The organism is Nostoc sp., from assembly GCF_036919495.1.
Lineage (GTDB): Bacteria > Cyanobacteriota > Cyanobacteriia > Cyanobacteriales > Nostocaceae > Nostoc.
The window spans coordinates 82,276-106,916 of the sequence record NZ_JBALBZ010000150.1; the positions used below are offsets into that span (position 1 = coordinate 82,276).

General features: G+C 41.8%; 16 protein-coding genes and 1 pseudogene. 8 read left to right on the forward strand and 9 right to left on the reverse strand.

All coding sequences use genetic code 11. From position 1 onward, the window contains the following. The first annotated feature begins 298 nt into the window (after positions 1–298). Positions 299–1,387 (forward strand): chorismate synthase, encoded by a 1,089-nt coding sequence (aroC, locus tag V7K25_RS21310; RefSeq protein ID WP_335160447.1) that lies wholly within the window; start codon positions 299–301, stop codon positions 1,385–1,387. Between the two features lie 79 nt (positions 1,388–1,466). Here the strand turns inward: aroC and V7K25_RS21315 are convergent, their stop codons facing one another. Further along, positions 1,467–1,763: a DUF3288 family protein gene (locus V7K25_RS21315; protein ID WP_335160448.1), complete on the reverse strand. Its 297-nt coding sequence runs from the start codon at positions 1,761–1,763 to the stop codon at positions 1,467–1,469. A 328-nt stretch (positions 1,764–2,091) separates the two neighbouring features. On the opposite strand from V7K25_RS21315, the gene V7K25_RS21320 reads away from it, so the two are divergent. Next, positions 2,092–4,545 carry an ATP-dependent Clp protease ATP-binding subunit gene (locus V7K25_RS21320; RefSeq protein ID WP_335160501.1) on the forward strand — a complete coding sequence of 818 codons (2,454 nt, stop codon included), beginning with the start codon at positions 2,092–2,094 and terminating at the stop codon, positions 4,543–4,545. A gap of 220 nt (positions 4,546–4,765) precedes the next feature. Here the strand turns inward: V7K25_RS21320 and V7K25_RS21325 are convergent, their stop codons facing one another. The 4 genes from V7K25_RS21325 to V7K25_RS21340 form a co-directional block, all read right to left on the reverse strand. Continuing rightward, a complete protein-coding gene (locus V7K25_RS21325) occupies positions 4,766–5,866 on the reverse strand; it encodes an AI-2E family transporter (RefSeq protein WP_335160449.1) in 1,101 nt (366 codons plus the stop codon). A gap of 131 nt (positions 5,867–5,997) precedes the next feature. Further along, the gene (locus tag V7K25_RS21330) at positions 5,998–7,434 is read right to left on the reverse strand and encodes a bifunctional orotidine-5'-phosphate decarboxylase/orotate phosphoribosyltransferase (RefSeq protein WP_335160450.1); all 1,437 of its coding nucleotides are present in this window, start codon (positions 7,432–7,434) and stop codon (positions 5,998–6,000) included. Positions 7,435–7,455: 21 nt separating this feature from the next. Next, on the reverse strand, positions 7,456–8,052 hold the full coding sequence (locus tag V7K25_RS21335) for a cytochrome b/b6 domain-containing protein (RefSeq protein WP_335160451.1): 597 nt from the start codon (positions 8,050–8,052) through the stop codon (positions 7,456–7,458). A 289-nt stretch (positions 8,053–8,341) separates the two neighbouring features. Next, complete coding sequence (locus V7K25_RS21340) at positions 8,342–9,868, reverse strand: PAS domain-containing sensor histidine kinase (RefSeq protein ID WP_335160452.1); 1,527 nt, start codon at positions 9,866–9,868, stop codon at positions 8,342–8,344. 617 nt (positions 9,869–10,485) lie between these two features. Between V7K25_RS21340 and V7K25_RS21345 the strand changes: the two genes are divergently transcribed. Both V7K25_RS21345 and V7K25_RS21350 read left to right on the forward strand, forming a co-directional pair. Further along, positions 10,486–11,853: an AAA-like domain-containing protein gene (locus tag V7K25_RS21345; protein WP_335160453.1), complete on the forward strand. Its 1,368-nt coding sequence runs from the start codon at positions 10,486–10,488 to the stop codon at positions 11,851–11,853. A gap of 402 nt (positions 11,854–12,255) precedes the next feature. Further along, complete coding sequence (locus tag V7K25_RS21350; protein WP_335160454.1) at positions 12,256–12,945, forward strand: PD-(D/E)XK nuclease family protein; 690 nt, start codon at positions 12,256–12,258, stop codon at positions 12,943–12,945. 8 nt (positions 12,946–12,953) lie between these two features. Here V7K25_RS21350 and V7K25_RS21355 read toward each other — a convergent pair whose 3' ends face one another. From V7K25_RS21355 to V7K25_RS21365, 3 genes are read right to left on the reverse strand one after another with little or no spacing between them, the layout of a single operon-like run. Further along, a complete protein-coding gene (locus V7K25_RS21355; RefSeq protein WP_335160455.1) occupies positions 12,954–13,115 on the reverse strand; it encodes a hypothetical protein in 162 nt (53 codons plus the stop codon). A 15-nt stretch (positions 13,116–13,130) separates the two neighbouring features. Then, positions 13,131–14,345: a DUF790 family protein gene (locus tag V7K25_RS21360; protein WP_335160456.1), complete on the reverse strand. Its 1,215-nt coding sequence runs from the start codon at positions 14,343–14,345 to the stop codon at positions 13,131–13,133. Continuing rightward, positions 14,275–15,879: a DEAD/DEAH box helicase gene (locus V7K25_RS21365; RefSeq protein ID WP_335160502.1), complete on the reverse strand. Its 1,605-nt coding sequence runs from the start codon at positions 15,877–15,879 to the stop codon at positions 14,275–14,277. Before V7K25_RS21365 ends, V7K25_RS21360 begins: the two co-directional genes overlap by 71 nt. Positions 15,880–16,348: 469 nt before the next feature. Between V7K25_RS21365 and V7K25_RS21370 the strand changes: the two are divergent. Together V7K25_RS21370 and V7K25_RS21375 are read left to right on the forward strand one after the other, a co-directional pair. Further along, positions 16,349–16,519 (forward strand): annotated as a pseudogene (locus V7K25_RS21370) (adenylate/guanylate cyclase domain-containing protein); the annotation flags it as partial. A gap of 265 nt (positions 16,520–16,784) precedes the next feature. Then, on the forward strand, positions 16,785–19,166 hold the full coding sequence (locus V7K25_RS21375; protein WP_335160457.1) for a hybrid sensor histidine kinase/response regulator: 2,382 nt from the start codon (positions 16,785–16,787) through the stop codon (positions 19,164–19,166). Positions 19,167–19,255: 89 nt separating this feature from the next. Here the strand turns inward: V7K25_RS21375 and V7K25_RS21380 are convergent, their stop codons facing one another. Then, positions 19,256–19,516 (reverse strand): hypothetical protein, encoded by a 261-nt coding sequence (locus tag V7K25_RS21380; RefSeq protein ID WP_335160458.1) that lies wholly within the window; start codon positions 19,514–19,516, stop codon positions 19,256–19,258. Between the two features lie 323 nt (positions 19,517–19,839). On the opposite strand from V7K25_RS21380, the gene V7K25_RS21385 reads away from it, so the two are divergent. Beyond that, complete coding sequence (locus V7K25_RS21385) at positions 19,840–22,398, forward strand: penicillin acylase family protein (protein WP_335160459.1); 2,559 nt, start codon at positions 19,840–19,842, stop codon at positions 22,396–22,398. 652 nt (positions 22,399–23,050) lie between these two features. Beyond that, a complete protein-coding gene (locus V7K25_RS21390) occupies positions 23,051–24,496 on the forward strand; it encodes a RecQ family ATP-dependent DNA helicase (RefSeq protein ID WP_335160460.1) in 1,446 nt (481 codons plus the stop codon). Positions 24,497–24,641: the final 145 nt, after the last annotated feature.

Sequence of the window (24,641 nt, forward strand, 5' to 3'; positions counted from 1 at the left end):
GGAGGGCGCTTTTAATTTAACTTAGTAAGGGACTTCCAAATAAAAAAATACTCAACTACTTTTTGTGGGGTGGGCATCTTGCCCGCCCATATACAAAGGCGGGCAAGATGCCCACCCCACAAGATTGGGTAATTTATTTGTTGGAAGTCCCTAACAGATACTGTTATAGAGTTAGATAAAAACTCAGAGACATTGTTGATAATTACTAAAAAATAGCGAAAAATTATACAAAAAACCAAGACAAACTTTGTAAGAACTCTAGGTAGAATACATAAGCCTCACCTTTTTCCTCAAAATCATGGGCAATATTTTTGGTCATCTATTTCGCATCAGTACTTTTGGCGAATCTCACGGCGGCGGTGTGGGGGTTGTGATTGATGGTTGTCCTCCCCAACTAGAAATTTCGGCAGAAGAAATTCAAGTAGAACTAGATAGAAGGCGTCCTGGGCAAAGTAAGATTACAACGCCTCGCAAAGAAGCGGATACCTGCGAGATTTTATCAGGGGTATTTGAAGGCAAAACACTAGGAACGCCTATAACAATTTTGGTGCGGAACAAAGATACTCGTCCCCAAGACTACGACGAGATGGCTGAGAAATATCGGCCCTCTCATGCTGATGCAACTTATGATGCAAAATATGGCATTCGTAATTGGCAAGGTGGGGGTAGATCCTCAGCGCGTGAGACAATCGGAAGAGTCGCAGCAGGTGCGATCGCTAAAAAAATTCTTCGTAAAGTCGCCAATGTCGAAGTTATCGCTTACGTTAAGCGCATCAAAGACTTGGAAGGTATAGTTGATCCAAATACTGTCACCTTAGAAGAAGTGGAAAGCAATATTGTGCGTTGTCCCGATCCTGAATGCGGCGATCGCATGATTGAATTAATTGAGCAAATAGGTAGACAAGGTGATTCTATCGGCGGTGTCGTAGAATGTGTGGCGCGAAATGTGCCGAAAGGTTTGGGCGAACCAGTCTTTGATAAATTAGAAGCTGATATTGCTAAAGGTGTCATGTCTCTTCCTGCTAGCAAAGGCTTTGAAATTGGTTCCGGTTTTGGGGGAACGCTGCTAACAGGAATTGAGCATAACGACGAATTTTATATTGATTCAAATGGTGAAATCCGCACACTAACAAACCGTTCTGGTGGTATTCAAGGAGGGATTTCCAACGGAGAAAATATTATTTTGCGAGTTGCATTTAAGCCGACTGCAACAATTAGAAAAGAGCAGAAGACAGTAACTCGTGAAGGCGAAGAAACGCTATTAGCAGCCAAAGGACGCCACGATCCTTGTGTATTACCGCGTGCAGTTCCAATGGTTGAGGCAATGGTGGCATTGGTGCTGTGTGACCATTTGTTAAGGCATCATGGGCAGTGTAAGGTCTTGTAGGCTATATCGACTGATAGCTGAGTTAGGAGTTAGGAGGGAATAATTAATGCCCAATGGCCAATGCCCAATGCCCCATTCCCTAATTCCAATCCTGTTCATCCTTCTTGCCACGACTTTTGTAAATACCCCCCAGGTTGTGAATTTGGCGAGTTTTTTCAAAAAGCTCGGCTTCGGTCAAACCCCACTGTTGCAAGGCTTTATCTAGGTCTTTTTGGATATCTCTTGCCCCTGGAAACCCTTGATAACGCATTCGCAGCCTAGCTAATTCTGCTAAGTTATAGTCTGTCGCCTCTTGAGAGAGTAAAATATCAATAAGGGGGCGATCGCGGCTATAAAGAGGATGTTGTTGGTCTTTGCCGACCCTTGGTTCAGTCATCGTGAGTCCCTGAGTGAGAGGTTAGAAGTTAGGAATTAAGAGTGTTGAGTCTTAGTTTTTAAGTTTAGCCAAGAACTGAGGAGCAGAAAAGGCAAAAGAAAATCATCTTTTGCACTGACAAATCGATTGTAAAATTGAAAACTCCTTATCTACTTATCACTCCTAACCCCTAGTAGACGGCAAGTACACCTGATGTCTTACGGCTCTCACCACTGCCACTCAAGTTTAAATAAAGTTACATTAGTCCTTAAGAAAATACAAAAAACTTTAGATGAGGGTGAATTTTATCTCACCCAAAGTCCAAGCAGCGAGGGAGCAAGAACCCATTATGTTTGAACACTTCACTTCCGAAGCCATTAGAGTAATTATGTTAGCTCAGGAGGAAGCCCGTCGCCTGGGACACAACTTTGTAGGAACAGAACAAATTCTCCTGGGTTTGATGGGAGAAGGAACTGGGGTTGCTGCTAAAGTGCTGGCCGAATTAGGCGTTACCCTCAAAGATGCACGTCGCGAGGTAGAAAAAATTATTGGTAGGGGTTCTGGCTTTGTACCACCAGAAATTCCTTTTACTCCTAAAGTAAAAAGCCTCTTCGAGCAATCGTTTAAAGAAGCTCATAGTCTGGGACAGAATTACATTAACACTGAACACCTACTCTTAGGATTGACCGAGGCTGGTGAAGGTGTTGCCGCCAAAGTATTGCAAAATCTAGGAGTTGACTTCAAGACTGTCCGCAGTGCCATAATTCGCCGTTTGGGTGAAAATGCACCAGCTTTAGCTGGTGGTGGTAGTCAAAAGCGCACCCAACCACTAACTATGGAAGAGTTTGGTCGGAATTTGACCAAATTAGCACAAGAAGGCAGACTTGACCCCGTAGTTGGTCGCCAGAAAGAAATTGAGCGGGCGATCCAGATCCTCGGTCGCCGCACTAAGAATAACCCAGTGTTGATTGGAGAACCAGGAGTTGGTAAAACTGCGATCGCAGAAGGCCTAGCTCAACGGATTATCAACCAGGATGTTCCCGAAAGTTTGCAAGACAAGCAAGTTATCAGCCTCGATATGGGGTCATTGGTAGCTGGAACTCGCTTCCGTGGCGATTTTGAAGAACGCATCAAAAAAGTCGTAGAAGAAGTCCGCACTGTCGGCAATATCATCTTGGTGATTGACGAAATTCACACCTTGGTTGGCGCTGGTGGTACAGAAGGTGGTTTGGATGCAGCCAACATCCTCAAACCTGCCTTAGCACGGGGTGAACTCCAGTGCATCGGCGCAACTACCCTTGATGAGTATCGTAAGCATATCGAGCGCGATGCCGCCCTAGAGCGTCGTTTCCAACCAATCATGGTTGGCGAACCCTCAGTAGAGGAAACCGTACAAATTCTTTACGGCTTGCGCGGCGCTTACGAACAGCACCACAAAGTCACAATTTTGGATTCAGCACTTGTAGCAGCAGCAGAATTATCAGACCGCTACATTAGCGATCGCTTCTTGCCAGATAAAGCAATAGACTTAATTGATGAAGCTGGTTCTCGTGTTCGTCTGCGGAACTCTCAAATTTCTCCCAATAAAGAACTCAAGCGGGAACTCGCTGGCGTTACCAAAGAGAAAGAAGCAGCAGTCAGAGTCCAAGATTTTGACAAAGCTGTAACCCTGCGTGACCAAGAGTTAAAACTCGCAGAACAACTACAAGCAACGTCTGCACAAAACGATCAACCTGTCAACTCGACTGTAGTTGACGAAGAAGACATCGCCCAAATCGTTGCCTCTTGGACTGGCGTACCAGTCAACAAGCTTACTGAGTCTGAGTCAGAGTTGCTCCTGCACCTAGAAGACACTCTGCATCAACGGCTCATCGGTCAAGAGCAAGCAGTCTCGGCTGTATCTCGCGGTATCCGTCGCGCCCGTGTCGGATTGAAGAATCCCAATCGTCCTATTGCTAGCTTTATCTTCTCTGGGCCTACCGGAGTCGGTAAAACAGAATTAGCGAAGGCATTAGCTGCCTACTTCTTCGGTTCGGAAGACTCCATGATTCGCCTAGATATGTCCGAATACATGGAAAGCCACACCGTCGCCAAGCTAATTGGTTCGCCTCCTGGTTATGTCGGATACGACGAAGGCGGACAACTTACAGAAGCCGTGCGGCGGAAACCATACACAGTGCTGCTATTCGACGAAATCGAAAAAGCACACCCCGATGTATTCAATATGCTGCTGCAACTCTTGGATGACGGTCAACTTACTGATTCCAAAGGTCGGAAAGTGGACTTCAAGAACACGCTGATCATTTTGACTTCCAATATCGGTTCCAAGGTGATTGAAAAAGGTGGTAGTGGTTTAGGCTTTGACTTCGATACTCAAGCCGACGCTAGTTATAACCGCATCCGCACCTTGGTAAACGAGGAATTGAAAGCTTACTTCCGTCCTGAGTTCCTGAACCGTCTCGATGAAATTATCGTCTTCACCCAGCTTTCTAGGGATGAAGTGAAGCAAATCGCTGAGATTATGCTTCGTGATGTTTCTAAGCGCTTGACAGAAAAAGGAATTATCTTAGAAGTTAGCGATCGCTTCAAAGACCGTGTAGTACAAGAAGGCTACAACCCTAGTTATGGTGCTAGACCATTACGCCGGGCAATTATGCGCCTCCTAGAAGATTCTCTGGCTGAAGCGATGCTGTCTGGTGAAATTACAGATGGAGATACAGCGATCGTTGATGTTGATGATGACTCTCAGGTAAGAGTACGAAAATCAGAAAAACGAGAATTACTCTTGGCAAATGTTGGCTAATTTTATACCCGCTCACTTTTTGCTGTAATATTTGAGAAATACTCTAGCCTCTCGTCTAAGTAGAGGCGATCGCAGGGGCATCTCCGACAAACATAAAGTGAAATGGTATTATATCTTTCACCCCTAGTAGAAATCCTGGGGGCTTTTTTTTATGTAATTTGCTTTTGGATGCAGTAGCACAGCTAGCTTGGCGCTTTATTATTCTCCACAAATCAAAAAATCATGGCGATGCTGATTCCTCTGCCAACAGTTCTGATGCTAGTTCATTCTTAACTACATTCTCAGAATCACCAGATTTAGAAAAATTATCTGCTATATCTTTGATAAAACCAGCTACAGGTACCGCGATTAGCAAACCCAAAACTCCACCAACATTAGTTCCTACAAGCAAAGCAATTAACACCCATATTGGTCTGATACCAGTAAATTTGCCTAAAAGTCGTGGTGCGATCGCCTGATCAATTACCTGATCAATAACAACAGCTACTGCAAAAATCTTTACTGCTAGCCAAAAGTCATGTGTGGCTATTATTAAAGTTATAACAACAAGACTGACGACATCGCCAAAGGGAATTAAACTCAAAAGCCCAACCCCTAAACCAAAAAGTAAAGCAAACTGCACTTGAAAAGCTAAAAATAATAATGTTAATGAAACTCCCATCAGCAAAGCCAAACTTCCCTGACCAATCAAGTAATTTTGAAAGTTTTGTTGAATAGATTGGCTTATCTTCTGGGCAAAACTTCCAGGTAGCTTTTTAAATATCCCCTCCCAAATCCTTGGCCCATCTAACAACAGATAGAAAGTCAGCACTATTGTGATTAATGCCTCAGAGATACTATCAATCGTATCTATGAGAATGCTTAAAAGTTTATCTGAAAGAAACTCTAATTCATTGGGTAATTGCTCAGTTAGTCGGCTTAATAAATGACTTAAATTCACATTTAATTTGTGCCTAAAAAACCAATCATTTAAAATCTGAAGTTTTTCTTTGCTAGAATCAATCCATTGGGGAAAGACTTTCACCATCTCATTAAATTGCTCTAAAACAATAGGAAGCAAAGTTATACCCAGAGCAACGATAATTATCAATGCTGAGATAAAAACTAATGCTACTGCATAGCCACGTTTCACTCCTCGCTTTTGGAGAATGGCAACAGGATAGTTTAAAACGAATGCAAGCAAAGTAGCCAAAAGAAGAATTGTTACAACAGGTTGAAAATTTTTAACCAGCAAAAATGCTAGCCAACCATTGAGAAACACTAGAGGAAATAACAGCGTAAAAATTAACCATCGAAGTAGTTGATTCAGTGGAAAATTCATAATTAATTTAAAAACTAAAATTATTTTAGTTACTAGATTGAACCGAGTAATTAAATCTACTCAAGAGGAAGCAGACAAGAAAAATCTTTCCCTATTTCCCATTCTCTACTCCCCACTCCCCATTTTTCCAATCACGAACTTTCAGCGAAAGCTAAAAATTGCTCCTCATTTATTCGCCCTGCTTGATACAGAGTATTAGTAATTTCCGAAATAGTTAAAACCGCATGACTGCGATAACCATTTTGCTGTAACCTATCTTTCACCCCTTGTTCATGGTCGATAAATACCACAATATCATTAACATTTAATCCTGCTGATTCTAACTTTCCTGCCCCTTCCATTACACTTTTACCACTGATGAGAATATCGTCAACAACTACAACTGTTTCACCAGGATGAAAGTTACCCTCAATTACTCTCCGAGTTCCATGTGCCTTCACCTCTTTTCGAGGGAAAATCATCGGACAATGAAGGCGCAAAGCTAAACCAGTCGCAGTAGGTAAAGAACCATAGGGAATACCTGCTAATCTATCAAAAATGAGATTCTTCAAAATATCTTGATATGCAGTGAGAACTTGATTAAAAACTTGGGGATTGGAAATAATTTTGCGTAAGTCGATGTAATAAGGAAATATAGCTCCTGATGCCTGGACAAAGCTGCCAAACATAATGCAGTCAATATCATAAAGTTGTAAAATCAAATCTTGGTAGGGATGCTGATTTAGAAAACAAACATCAGGAAACCACACAGAACATGTGGAATTTTCATGAACAATTTCAGCTTTGATTTGATTAATTTCTGCGCGTAGAGACTGGACTTTCTCAGATAGTTGGGTGTTCCCTAACATATCTTGAGGAACAGGAATTAGTAAACCATCACCGTTAGCATTCAAACCTGCTTCTAAAATTTGCTTCAGGTTTGCACCTTCCGCCCAGATGCTACGCGCCATAATAATTCGTTCAGGCGCGATCGCGCGAATAAGTGCTAAAATCTCAGGATTTGTAGTTCCTACTTCCAAACCCAATTGTTCTGGAGTTCCCCAGGTTTTTGATTCTTTTACCACCTGTAAATAAAGGGGTGACTCGTTTGTAGGATATTGCTGTAAAGCCTCTGCACCTGCATTAGAGGTACAGCATAAAATAAACACAGCTTTATCAGGATAGACCAAAAAAGGTGCTACATGATCTTGTCCTGTATAAGGACTAAGAGTGATTGCATCCACCTGCCATTGTGTAAACACAGTTTGGGCAAAAATGGTACTAGTATTTAAGTCACTGTGTTTGGCATCTAAAATTACTGGAATATGGGGTGGAATAGCTGCTAAAGTTTTGTACAGCAATTCTAAACCGGGAATACCTAATGCTTCGTAAAAGCCAAGTGTCGGTTTATAAGCACAAACATAATCAGAAGTTTCTGCAATAATGAATTGCAACCACTTTTCCAAACCAGTGATGAGTTCTTCCGATTCATAACGCACAGGCATCATCTCTGGATTTGGATCAAGTCCTACAAATAGTAAGCTTTGATTTTGCAAGATATTACGATTCAATTTATCAAAAAAGTTCATTTTTTTAGTAAAAAAGTTCGTTTACCAAAACATTGATTCTGTTAATTCAGTACCGCCAGCTTTCCGCCCTAATCGAAAGTGAATAACTACAAATAAGATAAACATTGGTACTGAGGCAAAGTGAACAATTCGCAACGCTTGCCAACTGCCAAAAAAATCAACAATCCAGGAAAATTGAGCAGGTTTATACATTCCTATTCCTGTAAATAACGCCAACAGCAAAATAGGAATAATTGCTGTGTAAGCAATCCGATGCCAAGCATAAATTAGACGTTTGGAATTTTGACTTTTTTGTAATGCTTTGAGGTCATTGGCACCTACAAACCGATGTCGCCAGCGCCGAGTAATTAAAATGTAAATTCCATACCACAAGAGATTCAGTGAAAATAGCCACATTGCTGCAAAATGCCAGTGTCTACCTCCTGCGAGCCAACCTCCTAACGTAAATATTGGAGGAATGTGCAAACCTGCCCGTCCACCAAAAACAGGGTTGGCGTTGTAAATTTGTAGTCCACTGGTGAGCATGATAAATAGACTAATGATGTTACACCAGTGGAAAATCTTGGCTCCTATTGCTTGAGTGGGTGGCTTTGGAGTTTGAGAGGGAGTCGAAGTCATAGATTTTGACTGATAAAATTTGTTGTTTATCTGTCTTGAGTAATATAGTCCAGCAAATTTGGGGGTGGACATTACTCACCTTTATTTTCCCATCCTATGACTCAGTATTCTGACATTGATGGTCTACCATCTGCTGTTTTAACTGTCAGTCTTTCAAGATGCGATAAATCGCGTCTCTACATCAGGGTTTTGTTGCTCATTCTGAACTGTATTGCATTGTGAATGCGATCGCCGCCTTGTTAATGCATCAGCTTGCAAAAATTAACACTTCCTACCCAAGGTTAATTACCTAAAAACTGGCATGTTTTCTAATCGCGGTATACTGTCTTGCTGTTGTATTCATCTCAATCACCAACTCTGTGCCTTGACCTAATTGAGAATTACACTTAAGTTTACCTTGATGTTTTTCAACTATAATTTCTCTACTAATTGATAATCCTAGCCCTTGGCTTTTGCCTACTGGTTTGGTCGTAAAAAATGGTTCAAATATATGCCGTTTGATATGAGGAAGTATGCCTTGACCATTGTCAGAAATGCGAATTATAATTTTGTGTTTTTTTCCTAGTAATTTATCCTTTACGCAAACTTCATTACTCTTGACTAATGATAAATGGCTGCTAATAATTTCTGTATGAATAAAAATATTGGGAGTAAAGGAATAATCATGTTTAATCCTTTCTTCTAAAGCATCAATGGCATTAGTCAAGATATTCATAAATACCTGATTTAGTTCACCAGGGTAACACTCGATTAAAGGCAATTCCCCAAAGTTTTTAATTACTTCAATCCCAGCTCTATCAGGTTTTTCCTTCAAACGATGTTGCAAAATCCTTAGAACACTATCAAGTCCTTTATGCAGATCAACCTTTTTCAATTGACCTTCGTCAGAGCTTGAAAAATTCTGCAAGGCGAAAACAATTTCTTTAACGCGCTCAGATCCGGCTCGCATTGACCACAGCAATTTTAAAAAATCTTTTTTCACAAAGCCAAGGTCGAGGCGTTGCAGGTGTAAGGCTATGACTGGTATCGGTGTGGGATAGTAATGTTGGTAAAGTTCAATAATTCTGATTAAGTCTTCAGCATATTGACTTGCAGGATGGAGATTGCCGTAGATGAAGCTAACGGGGTTGTTAATTTCGTTAGCCATATCCGCCACCAGTTGACCGAGATTAGCCATTTTCTGGTTCTGCAATAACTGCTTTTGGGTATATTTAAGTTCTTCGAGGGTAGTTTCTAGCTGCTGTGATTTTTCGCTTACTTGGTCTTCGGTAGACTGGAGTTGTTCAAATAGTTGGTATTGTTGAGTAGCGTAGGCGCAGCCCGTCGTAGACATCGCTTTATCCTGAGTAATATCCTTGTGCGTCCCCGCCATCCGCACTGGCTTACCGAATTCATCCCACTGAAATACTTTCCCACAAGTCAAAATCCACTTCCACTCACCGGATTTAGTCAACATTCGCAATTCGACTTCAAACACAGGTGTGCATCCTTCCAAGTAATCATGCAATACCTGGCGAATTCTTGGTAAATCCTGTGGATGTACAAGTTGCTCAAAGGATTTATGCTCATTTTCAATTTCGTCTACTTTATATCCCAGGATGCTCTTCCACTGAGGATCGTAATAGGTTTTGTTAGTTACTAAATTCCAATCCCACAACCCCAAGCCACTGGCTATTAATGCCATTTGTAAGGCGGCTTGTGAGCATTGACAAGTATCTAAATTCTCTTGAGATAAGTCTTTTGATTCTGGGAAACTCTGGGAATCTTGTACTGATAGAGCTTCCGGTTCATGGGTAGCGGGTTTTTCGATATGCATAGCTGCTGGTACGATGAGGAAGATATCCTGTAGCTCTCTCTACGCTGTCTTAGCACCCTGACGATCCAGTTATGGATTGAATCGTCTACTTAATTGATTAGGCTGTCACTGCCCATATCATCAATTTAGATGGAATTTAGAAAAAGGTAATGCGATCGCAGTAGCGATTTTTTAGAAAAAAATAACTCCATTGTGTGCATCTACATTCTAAGATATGTCTAAAAAAAGTAGTTCAAATCACATATAATTACCTAAAAACTCGAAAAAATTTGTAAAAAAAATTATATGCTGGAGTCATATCAAATGTTTCAGGATACAAAAAAATTGTCAACTCAGAACTTGCACTAGTCCCTACGACCGCCTCAGAATTCATTCTGAAGCTTATAGCTAAAGTCTATCTATTGAAGACTAAGTAAAGGTTTTAGTCCACTTGAATGGACTTAGGCTATAAGAAAAGAGAATTTATTCTCAGGTGGGATAGGCAAGTGCAAAATATAACTCAAGCCTTGTTTGTAGCTTTTTGGAAAACGACTGGCTGCTATCCATACAAAGCAGGCTATCTTGAGTTCCAAAGAATAATGGTGTGAGAAAATTTAATGCTTTAGAGCCGATGAGTAATGACTATAGATGAAGTAGTATTGCTACTAAAAGCGAGTCAAGCAAACGGTTTAACGACACTCCAAGAGATCATTTTGCGTTCTTCGTGGGAAGGAGAAACCTACACGAATATAGCCTGTGAAGCTGACTACGATGAGGAAGATGTCAGGAAAATTGCTGTTCATTTATGGCAATTACTGAGTGCTTTTTGTAAAGAACCAATAAATAAATTAAACTTCCGTCAGACTGTAGAAAATCATCGTCTTAGTAAAGCACATCAGCAGTTAGTTAAGGAGTTCAACAAAGCAGCTACAGCTATATCCTTAGAATTTCCTAGTGGGCCAGTATCGCTTAATTCCAGATTTTACATCCCTCGCCCGCCAATTGAGGAACTCGCCTACGCAGAAATGGCTAAACCTGGGAGTCTCATCTGCATTAAAGCACCCAAGAAGATGGGGAAAAGCTCTCTGATTTTGTGGTTGCTTGCACACGCTAACAATCAAGGCTTTCGTACCGTGATGTTGGACTTTCAGCAAGTAGATAAAGCAGTATTTGCCAGTTTGGATACATTTTTGCGGTGGTTCTGTACAAACGTCAGTCGGGAGTTACAGCTAGAACCAAAACTCAATGATTATTGGAAGGAAGATATGAGTAGCAAAGTCAGTTGCTTTATCTATTTCCAAGAGTATTTACTGTCTGCGCTAGAAAGTCCTCTTGTTTTGATATTGGATGAGGTGGACTGGGTGCTTGAGCATCAAGAAATTGTTGAAGAATTGTTATTATTGCTGCGATCGTGGTATGAAGAAGCCAAAGGGGTAGAAGTTTGGCAAAAATTGCGCCTAGTTCTAGTTTATTCAACGGAAATTCTTGTTCCAATAAAACTGACTCAATCACCATTTAATATTGGTTTACCGATTAAGTTATCTCCCTTTACAAGAGAGCAGGTGCTGGATTTAGCACTACGTCACGGCTTGGATTGGACAGATGGTAAAAATGTTGAGAGTTTGATGGTAATGGTGGGAGGATATCCTTATTTGCTGCGATTAGCTTTTTATCACCTTGTAGGTAAAGGGGGACTAGAAGGGGATTTAGAACAGCTATTGCAACAAGCACCTACAGAAGCAGGAATTTATCACGAGTATTTAAGGCAGTTTGTGTTAGTGCTACGAGATAATGCAGAGTTGCAAAATGCTTTTTATGAGGTAATTAACGCTACAAACTATGTGCAATTGGAGCCAGCATTGGCATGTAAATTACAGAGTATGGGGCTAATTAATTTAGAAAGCGATCGCAGTACTGTTGCGTGTGAATTATATCGTTTATATTTCCGACAATATTTGAAAAAAAGTGAGAGTTTAAACAGTAATCGTGTTGAACAGTTGTTTTAACGTAAGATTAAACTGGTAGCACAACGCGAGATTTCATGGCGATAAGATTTATTCTGAGCGACTATGTTGACCGAGCGATCGCGGCAATTACCACCTGATTATTTTCCTGCAACATCTCATGCAGGTTTTGCAATTCAGCTTCACGTCCCAATACGGTTCAGTTAAAGTGCATAGGTCTTAAAGATCCCCCTTAGTCCCCCTTAAAAAGTGGGAAATAGAGCCATTTTTAGCCCCCCTCTTTAAGGGGAGAACCAGAATCAAAGTCCCCCTTAAAAAGGGGGATTTAGGGTGATCTAGAACTTTTTATACCGATAATAGGACTTTTCAAACAACCTCTTACAATGGAAAGGGGTTTTATTCACTTTCCTTCTTGAGGGAATCTCAAAGTCAACACACCAACTGATGCATGATAACCAATTGCTACCTCGGATTAATGCCACAGCCAAAAGAGAAAATGGTAAACAATATTATGTAGATGCCAAGGGAAATCGCTTTCCCAGCGTGACTACAATACTTAATGCCACCAAATCACAAGCAGACAGAGACAGATTATTAAACTGGAAAGCGCGTGTTGGTACAGAAGAAGCTACCCGCATTACTACAACTGCTAGTCGACGGGGAACCCAAACACACAAACAAATTGAGCGCTACCTTCTTGGACAAAATCCAGTTTGTCCCGAAGCGAGTCGCCCTTATTGGGAAAGTATCAAGCCAGTTTTAGAACAAATCGACACAGTTAAACTCGTGGAAGGCTCAGTTTTCCATCATGATTTGGCTTATTCTGGCAAAGTTGATTGTATTGCCAGCTATCAAGGTATTCCTTGTATTTGTGAGTGGAAAACAGCAGACAAACCCAAAGGTTCAATTGAGCATTTATATGAACATCCACTGCAACTTACTGCGTACATAGGAGCAGCTAACGAGTATTATCAAGATTACGGTATTCAGCTAAAGCACGCTCTGTTGGTAGTAGCGATTCCAGAAATGCCAGCAGAGGTATTTTGGTTTGAATCAGCAGTTATTAAAGATTACTGGGAGCAGTGGGAAAAAAGAGTCGCTGAATATTGGGAACGCAGAAGCGTTTGGGGTTAATCAGTAAATCAGTACGTTGTTCCGCTTTCTTTTTTTTCTGCTTCCTCAGCCAAAGGCTTTTCATCAATTACTATTACCACCTGATGCTCACCCTCTGGAATATCCAATGGTAACTGCGTTGTAATCTTACCATCTTTAGTAACTGTGGCAATTGTTTCTATACTTTTCATCTTATTCCTGCTTCTTCAATCCATTACAGCTAACACAGCTTTCGGCAATAACTTATCTTTAAACCAAACAATTCTGGCGGGGACATCATTTAATTTTACTCCCGCTTTTTCTAAATTAAGTCGCTCGGAAATTGCTAAAATTAAGTCATCACGTCCAGCCCGTCGCACCTGAGAAAACTTTTTTTGTAAATATTCTGGTCGCCAATAACCAACAATTTCTAATAAAAAGGTGCGTCCATCAGGATGCACTAAGCGAAAATCAGGAATCATCACACTACCAGGAATTGGTATCAAATCAACTTCTCGCTCTAACGCCCAACCACTTTTCAACGCATCCCACTTATCTGCAAAGGATGCTTCTAGCATACTATCGTAGGGCTTCCCTGGTGGATAATGGGATACTAAACCACATTCAGAATTGAGAGTGAAACGTCCAGTTTTCCAAGTATTTGTATAGGCATCACGAGTTTGGAGAATCGACGAAAGACTCCATTTAGTAACGTGAAGTAAAGCCGGAATAAGTTTAGCGATCGCTAACCCATATCGCGTACTAGGATTAAATAAACTCGTCGGCCCATCTATCGTAATTGTAAACCCGTGGTCAGCATCACCCTCAATATAAGCCATCAATTGAAACAACTTTAAATAGCGAAATAACAGCTTATATTCACCCGGAACATTCCGGTGAGCATTTAATACAAGTTGACTGGCTTTATAAAATACACCCTGCACCTGAGATAAGTTATATCTATTTAATAAATCTGGCGCTGTTGGTGTATCAAAAACAGTCAAAATTTTATTTTCAGATAAATCAGCATATAGTCCATTCCGAACCTGTTCTAATAAAACTTCCCGCTCAAGTTCTTGAGTTAATTCATCAGCAACTTTACTCAGAGTCACTTGTGTAGATTCTCGACTAGAAAATGATTTTGCAGCCAGAGAAAACACCCGTTCTCTTAACATTTGTGGTTCCAGAGGACTAACCACCTCAAAAGTGCAAAAACTGCTTTTGAGAATATAAGCTAATCCTCGCTTCACCCGATAATCTGTAGAATCTCCTTCAAAATCAGTCAGTTGTCGCTCAAGCACACCTTGAGTCTTCCCCACTGCTAATTGAAAATAATTAATTAACTCAATCGCCAACTCCGAAGTTTTCTGATCAATCTTCAGTCTCTTCGGAATGATCTCCTCTCCGTTTTGGCGATGCATCAGTAAGTCTGTCGGTAACATCTGAGTTCTGGATTTTAGATTTTGAACTTCCGGTTGAATAATTAATTTCTAACTGTTCCGCAGCCTTCAAACTCCTTTCCTTCCCACTCCCATACACAACCTGTAACTTCCCTTTCCTCTCTTTTTCTCCCCCTGCTTCCCCTGCCTCCCCTGCTCCCCCTGCTCTCCTCTCCCCTCTCCGCCTAGCCGAAGTCCCCTCCTCACTCGTATCCTCCGCCACCACCTCATACAAAATCGCCTGCTTATTCTCAATATTCCCCTTCCGTAAAATCCTACCCAAGCGCTGAGTATACTCCCTAGCCGAACCCGTTCCCGATAAAATAATTGCAACAGTTGCCGCAGGTACATCAACTCCTTCATTTAACACATGAGAAGCAACTAAAGTATTATATTTACCCTCCCGAAACTTGGTTAATATCTCATGCCGTTCCTTCACAGGAGTTTGATGAGTAATTGCCGGAATTAACAACTCTTGAGAAATACGATAAACCGTTGCATTATCAGCAGTAAAAATCAAAATTCTTGCCGGATAATGTTCTGCCAATAAATCAATCAGAATTCGCAACTTTCCATCAGTACCCAAAGCTATATCTTTCGCTTCTCGATGGGCTAACATCGCCCTACGTCCAGATTGCGATCTAGCACTCATTTGCACGAACATTTGCCAACCTTGCAGACTCCCCAAAGAAATCTTAGATTGCTTTAAAAAGTCGTTGCGGGTTTGAATTAACTGGTTGTATCTTTCCCGTTCGAGTTGCGATAACTTTACCTTAATTTGGACAATTTCATGTTCTGCTAACGCCTTGCCCGCCAAATCTTCAGCGCGTTTGCGATATACTTCTTGACCAATGAGGATATTTAAGTCAGCGTGTTTACCATCGGTGCGTTCTGGTGTGGCGGAGAGTCCTAGGCGATAAGGTGCGATCGCATATTCAGCAATCACTCGATTAAAATCTGTGGGTAAATGATGACATTCATCAAAAACAATCAAACCATATTGATTTCCCAACGTTTCAGCGTGAATTGCTGCACTATCATAAGTTGCAACTAAAATTGCTGTTCTATCCCGCGAACCACCACCCAGCAATCCCACCTCAGCATCGGGGAAAGCCGCTACCAAGTGTGCATACCACTGATGCATTAAATCCAAAGTTGGCACAACAATTAGCGTCGTGCGCGGCGTTGACTGCATCGCCATTTGCGCTAAATAAGTCTTTCCCGCCGCCGTGGGCAGCACAACAACCCCTTGTCTACCCGCCAGTTTCCAAGCTGTTAGTGCTTCAGTTTGGTGGGGATAGGGTTCCATTTCCAGACTAGGAACCAAATCTACAGGATAAAATTGCTTCGCCTCATCGATAAAATTCACATCTTCCGCTTGTAGTGCTTCTACTAGCGATCGGTATCTAATTGCTGGAATGCGGAATTTCTCAACTCTATCATCCCATGTAGCATAATCCATCCAACCTTTGCCGCGTGGTGGTGGATGCAAAATTAATGTGCCGCGATCAAAATTTAATGTAGGAGTACGAGCCATGAGTATTGGGCATTGGGGATTGGGTACTGGGGTAGGGTGTTGGGCATTGGTAATTTTTCCATTCGCCATGCCCCATTCTCTAGTCCCTTGATTACTAATAACGCAAAAAGTGCATGATTCATCCAAGTAACTCTGACAAAATCCGACTAGATACGCTCGTTAGTAATGGAATGTATGAGCCACAAACCAACAATAATCTTGCTGAACCATACAAATAACAACGACAAGGCTTTCTGCTGAAACGACCACAATTGCAGCCGCAGATTATGCTGATTGTTTGCTTAAAGTTAATCTACTTTTCTATTTACACAAGTTACTATTAGAAGAAAAATATCCGATTTTAAAATGGTTGTTTTAGTATAATTAATCAATTTTATTTGTTGGGCTTTATGTAAAACTCCTATCGGTCGCCGCCATCCTTCCTTAATTTTTTTGAGTTTATCCTGGGTTTGCCTAAGACTTTTGGAAAGATACAGTAAATACTGCTAGTAGAATGGAATCAGATGGTATAGCAGGTAGTATCAAAGTTTGTGAAGCAAGTTGTCAGCTTTTGAAGGATAAATCCTTATTGGAGATACGAGGTTTAATTAAGATTAAAGGCAAAGGAGAAATGATAATTGAATATACTAAAATAAATTAACCTAAAAAATTAATATATCTATGCTTTTTGATGGAGACTCAAAAAGCATAGATATATAATTAGAGCGAAAATTATCAGGTTATTGACCTGTGTTCAAACTAAGTTTTACTACTTTAGATAGATTCACTGCAAGTAATCGCTTAAATGTGTAATTTTCCGATGCATAATAAATGTTAAGCGATGTCTACAACGGTCTACGCCAACGCATTGTCTAGCTGATTTTGGGACTAATCTTTTAGCTAGCTGCATACAAGGAGAAGCCACATTGAAAGGAACACGTTCCCTTCTAGCGCCCTATGCTATGACATTATTAGCTGTTGGTAGCGCATTGCAACTAACACTATTGCTACAGCCACTACTGAAACCAACTATTTTCCTGCTATTTTTTCCTGCCGTGGCGCTTAGTGCCTCGTATGGCGGTATGAAAGCAGGGTTAATAGCTACTGCTTTGTCTACTTTAGCCGTCAGCTTCTTTTTCTTAGAGCCAGTGTTTTCGCTTTTTGTTGATAATCTTGACAGCATAGTGCCGTTAGGCTTGTTTCTGCTGGTGACAATACTCATCAGCTTGCTCACCTCAGAGTTACACACTGCTAAACAACATCTTCAAATGAGTTTGCAGAAGCTACAGGTGAGCGAGGCAAAATTTAGAAGGTTGGTAGATTCCAACATTATTGGGGTAATTGTAGCCAATATGGACGGGGCGATCGCAGAAGCTAACGATGCCTTTTTAGCAATGGTAGGTTATTCGCGGGAAGATTTGCTAGCAGGGCTTCGATGGCACGATATGATACCACCAGAATATATTGAAGCTAACAACAGTGCGATGCCTAGGTTGGGCTACGCCTACGCAGAACTCAAAACCAAAGGCGTGTGTCAGCCTTTTGAGAACGAATATATCCGCAAAGATGCCAGCCGCGTTCCCATCTTATTGGGTTACGCCTTTTTAGAAAATAATCCAGAGGATGTTATCTGTTTTGTACTTGATTTAAGTGAACGCAAACAAGTAGAGCTTGCCCTTTCCAAAAGCGAAGAACGCTACCGCGCTTTTTTAGAGCAGAGTTCAGAAGGTATTTGGTGTATGGAATTGGAAGTACCAATTTCGCCAGATTGTCCAGAAGATGAACAAATTCAACATTTTTATCAGTATGGTTACTTAGCAGAATGCAACAATGCTATGGCGCAAATGTATGGCTTTTCTCGTGCCGAAGAAATTATCAGCGCCAGACTAGGAGACTTGCTCATTCCCTCAGATCCACATAATATTACATACCTGCGTAATTTTATCCGTTCTAACTACCGACTCATCGATGCAGAGTCTCATGAAATAGATAAGCAAGGTAATTCCAAATATTTTTTGAATAATCTGGTGGGAATTGTCGAAAATGGCCTTTTAGTCAGAGCATGGGGAACTCAACGCGACATCACAGAACGCAAGCAAGCAGAGCAAGAACGCGAACAATTGCTTGAGCGCGAACAAGCAGCACGCGCCGATGCTGAAGTTGCAAACCGGATGAAGGATGAATTTCTCGCCACACTCTCCCACGAACTCCGCACACCCTTAAACGCCATATTGGGCTGGACGCAGCTACTTAAGAATCGCAAGTTTGATGAAACTACTACTACGCGGGCACTAGAGACAATCGAGCGTAACACCAAATCCCTAGCTCAACTAATCGAAGATGTCTTAGATGTCTCCCGGATTATTAGAGGCACACTCCATCTAAATATTCATCGGGTAAAACTTGTACTACTTGTAGAGGCAGCAATTGAGACTGTGTACCCAGCAGCCCAAGCCAAAGAGATTAGCATCAACTGTAAATTTGACCCGGAAGTAGGGGTAGTTGCGGGTGATGGCAACCGCTTGCAACAAGTTGTGTGGAATTTGCTCTCTAACGCCGTTAAGTTTACACCCAAGGGGGGAAGAATTGATCTGCAATTAGAGCGCGTTGAATCTTGCGTGCAAATTCGGGTGAGCGATACAGGAGTAGGAATTCCTGCCGAATTCCTGTGCCATGTATTTGAACGCTTTCTTCAAAAAGACAGTTCAAGCACGCGATCGCATGGTGGATTAGGATTAGGGTTAGCGATCGTCCGCCACTTGGTAGAATTACACGGCGGCACAGTCTCTGCCGAAAGTCCAGGAATTGGACAGGGGGCGACATTCATTGTCAATTTGCCAATGAAAGCCGTCTATGTAGAGGCTAATACCGCAGAGCAGCTTTCATCTGTTGGAGATACCCAAGACGCTAACAATTACCTGCCAAAGCTAGATGACTTGCGAGTGCTGATTGTTGATGATGAGGCAGACGCGCGTCATTTGCTCACCACAATTCTAGGACAGTATGGGGCCCAAGTTATGGCTGCTCCATCTGCAAGTGATGCACTGCTAGCCCTGCAAGAATTTCGCCCCCATATACTGGTAAGCGATATTGATATGCCACAAGAAGACGGCTACACACTAATTCGTCAAGTCAGGGCGCTACCAGCAGACCAAGGTGGGCGGATTCCAGCAGTAGCCCTGACAGCCTATGCTAGAGCAGAAGATCGCACGCAAGCTCTATTAGCAGGCTTTCAACTCCATATCCCCAAACCAGTCAATCCGGGCGAGTTAGCAGCCGTAATTGCCAACCTTACTGGACGTACTTGAATAGTTTAATAAAAATGAGGACTAGCCTTGTCAAACGTAGGAACAATAGCTGTTTTTTATCTTATAAAATTGCTAGTAGCAGCTTATACTTAGGTTGTTTCAATTTGTAACAGAACAGGTGGTTTTGACCCAACAAGTGGTTTTGACCCAACAAGTGGTTTTGACCCAACAAGTGGTTTTGGCTCAAGATTTACGTGAGATGTAGGAGGTTTACCAGTAGCATCCTTGACTTTGGGAACGCCACTAACAAGGGGATCTGCACCTTCTGTTGAAGTACCTCCTTTATAGCTTTCTTCTTCTTTTTCGGTAAGCTTCCTCAAAATATCTAATTCCAAAATTTTAATAACCATTCGTAAAACCTCTAAAATCAAAACTTACATACAAAATGTATAGCAAATACATTGATATATCAATATGTATATTTAACTTTTTTTAAACGCACTATGATCTGTATAAACGCCTTGCGATTTCGGAATTTTATGGTCAACTTCTAATAAATACGTCGTTTTCACGAAAGAACATACCGCAGTGAGTAGGTTTCGCTTTTTGCTTTTTCAAGAGTTTTGCCCAAGTACTTAACTTTTGGTATGCTTGAGGCTGAAGAGAAAGCTGTCCTATAAGTGCGTAGCTCTAAACCTAATTTTTCTGATAAATCGCGTAATTTCACTAAACAATGCCACGGCAAGCCCAAATAAAAAGCTTCAGGAAACGTTGGTTTCTCCAGATTCTCAAAAGAACTCTGATTGTACTGTTAATAATGGGGCTATTGTTAGTGGAATTAGCCACTTACACTGTGCGCCAATCCTTTGCTCAAGAGAATGGCACAATTCAATTACCTGAACTTAAAGCAGAAGTAACTGTCCAGCGCGATAAATGGGGAATTCCCCATATTTATGCTGCCAACTCGCACGATTTATTCATGGCGCAAGGTTATATCCACGCCCAAGACAGGTTTTGGCAAATGGATTTTTGGCGACACATCGGTTCTGGGCAACTGGCAGAAATGTTTGGTTCCTCTCAGGTTGACACTGACAGATATCTGCGGACTATGGGTTGGGCAAAGGTGGCGCAGCAAGAAATTCAGGAAATGAATGCAGAGATGAAAGCATACCTGGAAGCTTATGCAGATGGTGTCAATGCTTATCTGGCAGAGCATCAAGGCATCGCCCTGAGTCTAGAATACGCTGTGCTAAAATTCCTCAATCCTGGGTATAAGCCAGAACCTTGGCAAGTAGTGCATTCCCTGACTTGGGGAAAGGTAATGGCTTACGACTTGGGCAGAAATTTCGATAGCGAAATTGAACGTGCTATCCTGCTCAAAACCCTTACTCCCACTCAAGTAGAAGAACTTTTTCCACCATACCCTGAAGACCTGCCAGTGATTTTGCCTGAGTTACAGAAAGGGGATGTAGGGGGAGCAGGCGAGGCAGGGGGAGAGAATAATGTTGAAGTACTTTTTAATTCTCCAGATGTTTTCCCTGCTTTAGAGTCAATTACTAAGCCGATGATGGCTTTGGAAAAACTTATAGGGCCTACAGGTATAGGTATTGGCTCAAACAACTGGGTGATATCTGGTAAGCGGACGGCTACGGGTAAGCCAATTTTGGCGAATGACCCCCATTTAGGTGTGCAAATACCTTCTATATGGTATGAAGTTGGTTTGCACTGTACGCCCAAGAGTGCAGAATGTCCTTACAACGTTACTGGCTTTTCTTTTGCGGGAATGATTGGGGTAATTATTGGTCATAGCGATCGCATTGCCTGGGGTGTTACGAATGTACAATCTGATGTGATGGATTTATACATTGAGAAGATCAACCCGAAAAACCCCAACCAGTATGAGGTAAATGGCAAATGGGTTGATATGCAACTTGTGAAAGAAACGATTCAAGTTGCGGGAAGTCAGCCGATTGTCCAAACGGTGCGTTATACCCGACATGGGCCGATTCTCTCTGATGTTTCGCCTAATCTGAAGGAATTTCAGCCAAGTCAGCCCTTAGAAGTACCGCAAAAATACGCGGTAGCCCTGCGCTGGACGGCCCTAGCACCTTCCAAACTAGGGTATGCTATTCCCCAAATCAATCGCGCTCAAAATTGGCAGGAATTCCGCACTGCTGCCAGTAACTATGATGTCCCCGCTCAAAACTTGGTCTACGCTGACATTGATGGCAATATTGGCTACCAAATGCCTGGTAAATTCCCCATCCGAGCTAAGGGAGATGGGCGTTATCCCGTTCCTGGTTGGACGGATGAATATGAATGGCAAAGCTATATTGACTTTGAGCAGTTACCCAAAAGTTTTAATCCATCCCAAGGTTATATTGCTACTGCCAATAATTTAGTTAAGCGTAAATATCCTTACCTGATTACCACAGACTGGGTTTATGGCTATCGGGCACAGCGCATCGTTGAGATGATTACCCAACAAACCGAAGCGATTTCCTTAAAAGATGTGCAACAGATACAGGGTGACGATCGCAATCTCAATGCACAAACACTAGTACCACTACTAAAATCTATCACAGTTGATACCCCTCGCTTGCAAGCAGCTCAAAAACTGCTCTTAGATTGGAATTTGCAGTTAGGAATGACATCGCCTGCTGCTGCTTTATTTGAAGTATTCTGGAAACACTTACTAGCAGATACGTTTCACGATCAGTTGCCTGAAAAGTACTTTCCTGATGGAGGCGATCGCTGGTATGCTGTGGTAGCGAATTTAGTCAAACAGCCTAATAGTTCTTGGTGGGATAATCGCAATACCCCAGAAGTTGAGAACCGCGACCAAATCCTGCGGCAGTCCTTTAGAAAAACCGTGGATGAACTAGAACGCATTCAAAGCAAAGACCCGAAAAACTGGAATTGGGGCAAGCTGCATACTGTTACTTTTAAAAACGCCACCTTGGGTAAATCTGGAGTTGCACCGATTGAAGCTTTATTTAATCGTGGTGCATTTGCCACGGCTGGTAATGGCGAAACAGTCAATGCTAACCGATGGAGAGCAAATGAATCCTTTGAAGTGACTGATATTCCTTCACTGCGGATGATTGTAGATTTGGGAAATTTCGATAACTCAATAGCGATTCATACCCCTGGACAATCAGGACATACTTTCCATACCCACTACAACGATATGGTTGACCCCTGGCGCAAAATTGAATACCACCCCATGCTGTGGGAACGAAAGAATGTTACAGCTAGTACTGCTGGGACATTAAAGTTAGTTCCAAAATAATCTACTAGCAATAAGATCATTAGTCATTAGTAGCAATGACTAATATCATGTCCGCTTGATTGCTTATTAAACCCGAATCACCCCACCCCGCCAAAGCTACGCTTTGTCTCCCCTCCCCTTAACAAGGCTACGGTGTACACACAATTATAGTCCGCAAGGGTTCCAACCCTTCCAGCCCCATAAATACCCAAATATTGGGCAACTGGAAACTCCATTTATCCCGCTAATTTTTAGGGCTAAGGCAACCGAAAGTAAGTTTTAGGTGGGATTTCAAGACTTGTGTGTACACGGTAGCCTTAACAAGGGGAGGGGTTGGGGGTGCGGTGTAATGACTATGGTAAGCATAACTAATTATGTGGACATGATATACTTTCATAAGTACTTTCTGCCCTCTCTTTTATTTGTAAAAATTACAGGAATTACCCAAACGATAGCCGAAAAGAATGATTTTTAGGTATGGGCAATTTATGTAGACGCAAAGCGGCTTCCCTCAAGACCTTGCCCCTGAGCGCGTGTAGTTTTGCGTAAGTCCTAAATTAGTTCTAATTTATTCTTGTAGTCAGTAGGTTGTAACCTGAGATGATGAAATTACTGAACCATTAGCTGGATAACAGAAGCTATATTCAGTTTTCAAGCATATAGGTGTATCTACATGAATCAGCCTACAATAAAATCTTGGCAAGAAGTTCTCGCTACGTTTAAAAAAATTTGGGGCTATGAAGATTTCCGTCCGCCACAAGGAGAAATTGTCAGCAGTTTATTGTCACAAAAAGATGCGCTGATTATTATGCCTACAGGTGGAGGAAAGTCAATTTGTTTTCAACTTCCCGCACTACTACAAACAGGATTAACTTTGGTAGTTTCGCCCTTAGTAGCGTTGATGGAAAATCAAGTTCAAGAACTATTACAAAGCAATCAAAAAGCAGCACTTTTGCATAGTGAATTACCTTCATCTCAACGCCGTGCAACTCTGCAAGCTTTAGAACGGCAACAGCTAAGATTGCTTTATTTATCGCCAGAAACTTTGCTAAGTGCGCCAGTGTGGGAGAGATTATGTCAGCCGCAATTGCAAATTAATGGCTTAATTTTGGATGAAGCTCATTGTTTAGTGCAGTGGGGAGACACGTTTCGTCCAGCTTATCGCAGATTAGGGGCTGTGCGTCCGGCATTGCTAAAATCAAAACCACCAGGAACAAAAATCAGTATCGCCGCTTTTACTGCGACTGCTGACCCCTTAGCCCAAAAGATTATTCAAACAGTTTTACAATTACAGCAACCAGAGATTTTCCGTTTGAACCCCTACCGTCCAAACTTGCATCCCAGCGTTCGCATTGCTTGGACACCACGAGGTAGAAAACAACAATTATTAAAGTTTATTCAAAATAGACCGCAACAATCGGGGTTAGTTTATGTTCGCACTCGGAGAGATAGCGAAGATTTAGCCCAATGGTTAGCAGAGATGGGTTATGCAACAGCTAGTTATCATGCAGGATTGGGTGCAACCGAACGCCGTGAAGTAGAAGCAAGCTGGTTAGGTGGCAAAATTCCCTTTGTTATTTGTACCTGTGCGTTTGGTATGGGGATTAATAAAAGCAATGTCAGGTGGGTAGCCCACTTTCACGCGCCACATTTGTTATCTGAATATGTGCAAGAAATTGGCAGGGCTGGAAGGGATGGGAAACCGGCAGAAGCATTGACACTGGTAAGTGAACCTACGGGATGGTTAGATCCAGAGGATAAGCAAAGACAGGAGTTTTTTCAAGAAAAAATGCGATCGCAACAACAAATAGCGCAGCAACTTGTGAAAAAATTACCAAAACAGGGAGAAGTGAATGCAGTAACCCGACAATTTCCCGAAGGTGCTACGGCGCTAGCTTTACTCCACAGCAATGGTCAGCTAAACTGGCTTGATCCTTTTCATTATACCATTGCTCAAAAAGCCGGAAATCAGACATCAACGCAATTACATGCTGCTAAACAGATGCATCAATATTTAACAACTAAGCAGTGTCGTTGGCAGTTTTTGTTAAATGCCTTTGGTTTTGACAAAGAAGCTGCTAACTTGCGTTGCGGACATTGCGATAATTGCCGTCAATGAATATCAAAGACTCATTCACAAGTATAAAAGACTCGTTCAGGAGATCAATACCTTATCCCTTATTCTCCAATGAGGTTCACCCAATAGGATGAATTGTCATTTTCATAACCAAGTAACAATAAGGTAGTTAAGTAGAGGATGAAAA

Excerpts from the sequence above, each read along its gene's own strand:
- aroC (WP_335160447.1), top strand. The coding sequence starts at position 299 with ATGGGCAATATTTTTGGTCATCTATTTCGCATCAGTACTTTTGGCGAA.
- V7K25_RS21315 (WP_335160448.1), bottom strand. The coding sequence starts at position 1,763 with ATGACTGAACCAAGGGTCGGCAAAGACCAACAACATCCTCTTTATAGC.
- V7K25_RS21320 (WP_335160501.1), top strand. The coding sequence starts at position 2,092 with ATGTTTGAACACTTCACTTCCGAAGCCATTAGAGTAATTATGTTAGCT.
- V7K25_RS21325 (WP_335160449.1), bottom strand. The coding sequence starts at position 5,866 with ATGAATTTTCCACTGAATCAACTACTTCGATGGTTAATTTTTACGCTG.
- V7K25_RS21330 (WP_335160450.1), bottom strand. The coding sequence starts at position 7,434 with ATGAACTTTTTTGATAAATTGAATCGTAATATCTTGCAAAATCAAAGC.
- V7K25_RS21335 (WP_335160451.1), bottom strand. The coding sequence starts at position 8,052 with ATGACTTCGACTCCCTCTCAAACTCCAAAGCCACCCACTCAAGCAATA.
- V7K25_RS21340 (WP_335160452.1), bottom strand. The coding sequence starts at position 9,868 with ATGCATATCGAAAAACCCGCTACCCATGAACCGGAAGCTCTATCAGTA.
- V7K25_RS21345 (WP_335160453.1), top strand. The coding sequence starts at position 10,486 with ATGACTATAGATGAAGTAGTATTGCTACTAAAAGCGAGTCAAGCAAAC.
- V7K25_RS21350 (WP_335160454.1), top strand. The coding sequence starts at position 12,256 with ATGCATGATAACCAATTGCTACCTCGGATTAATGCCACAGCCAAAAGA.
- V7K25_RS21355 (WP_335160455.1), bottom strand. The coding sequence starts at position 13,115 with ATGAAAAGTATAGAAACAATTGCCACAGTTACTAAAGATGGTAAGATT.
- V7K25_RS21360 (WP_335160456.1), bottom strand. The coding sequence starts at position 14,345 with ATGTTACCGACAGACTTACTGATGCATCGCCAAAACGGAGAGGAGATC.
- V7K25_RS21365 (WP_335160502.1), bottom strand. The coding sequence starts at position 15,879 with ATGGCTCGTACTCCTACATTAAATTTTGATCGCGGCACATTAATTTTG.
- V7K25_RS21380 (WP_335160458.1), bottom strand. The coding sequence starts at position 19,516 with ATGGTTATTAAAATTTTGGAATTAGATATTTTGAGGAAGCTTACCGAA.
- V7K25_RS21385 (WP_335160459.1), top strand. The coding sequence starts at position 19,840 with ATGCCACGGCAAGCCCAAATAAAAAGCTTCAGGAAACGTTGGTTTCTC.
- V7K25_RS21390 (WP_335160460.1), top strand. The coding sequence starts at position 23,051 with ATGAATCAGCCTACAATAAAATCTTGGCAAGAAGTTCTCGCTACGTTT.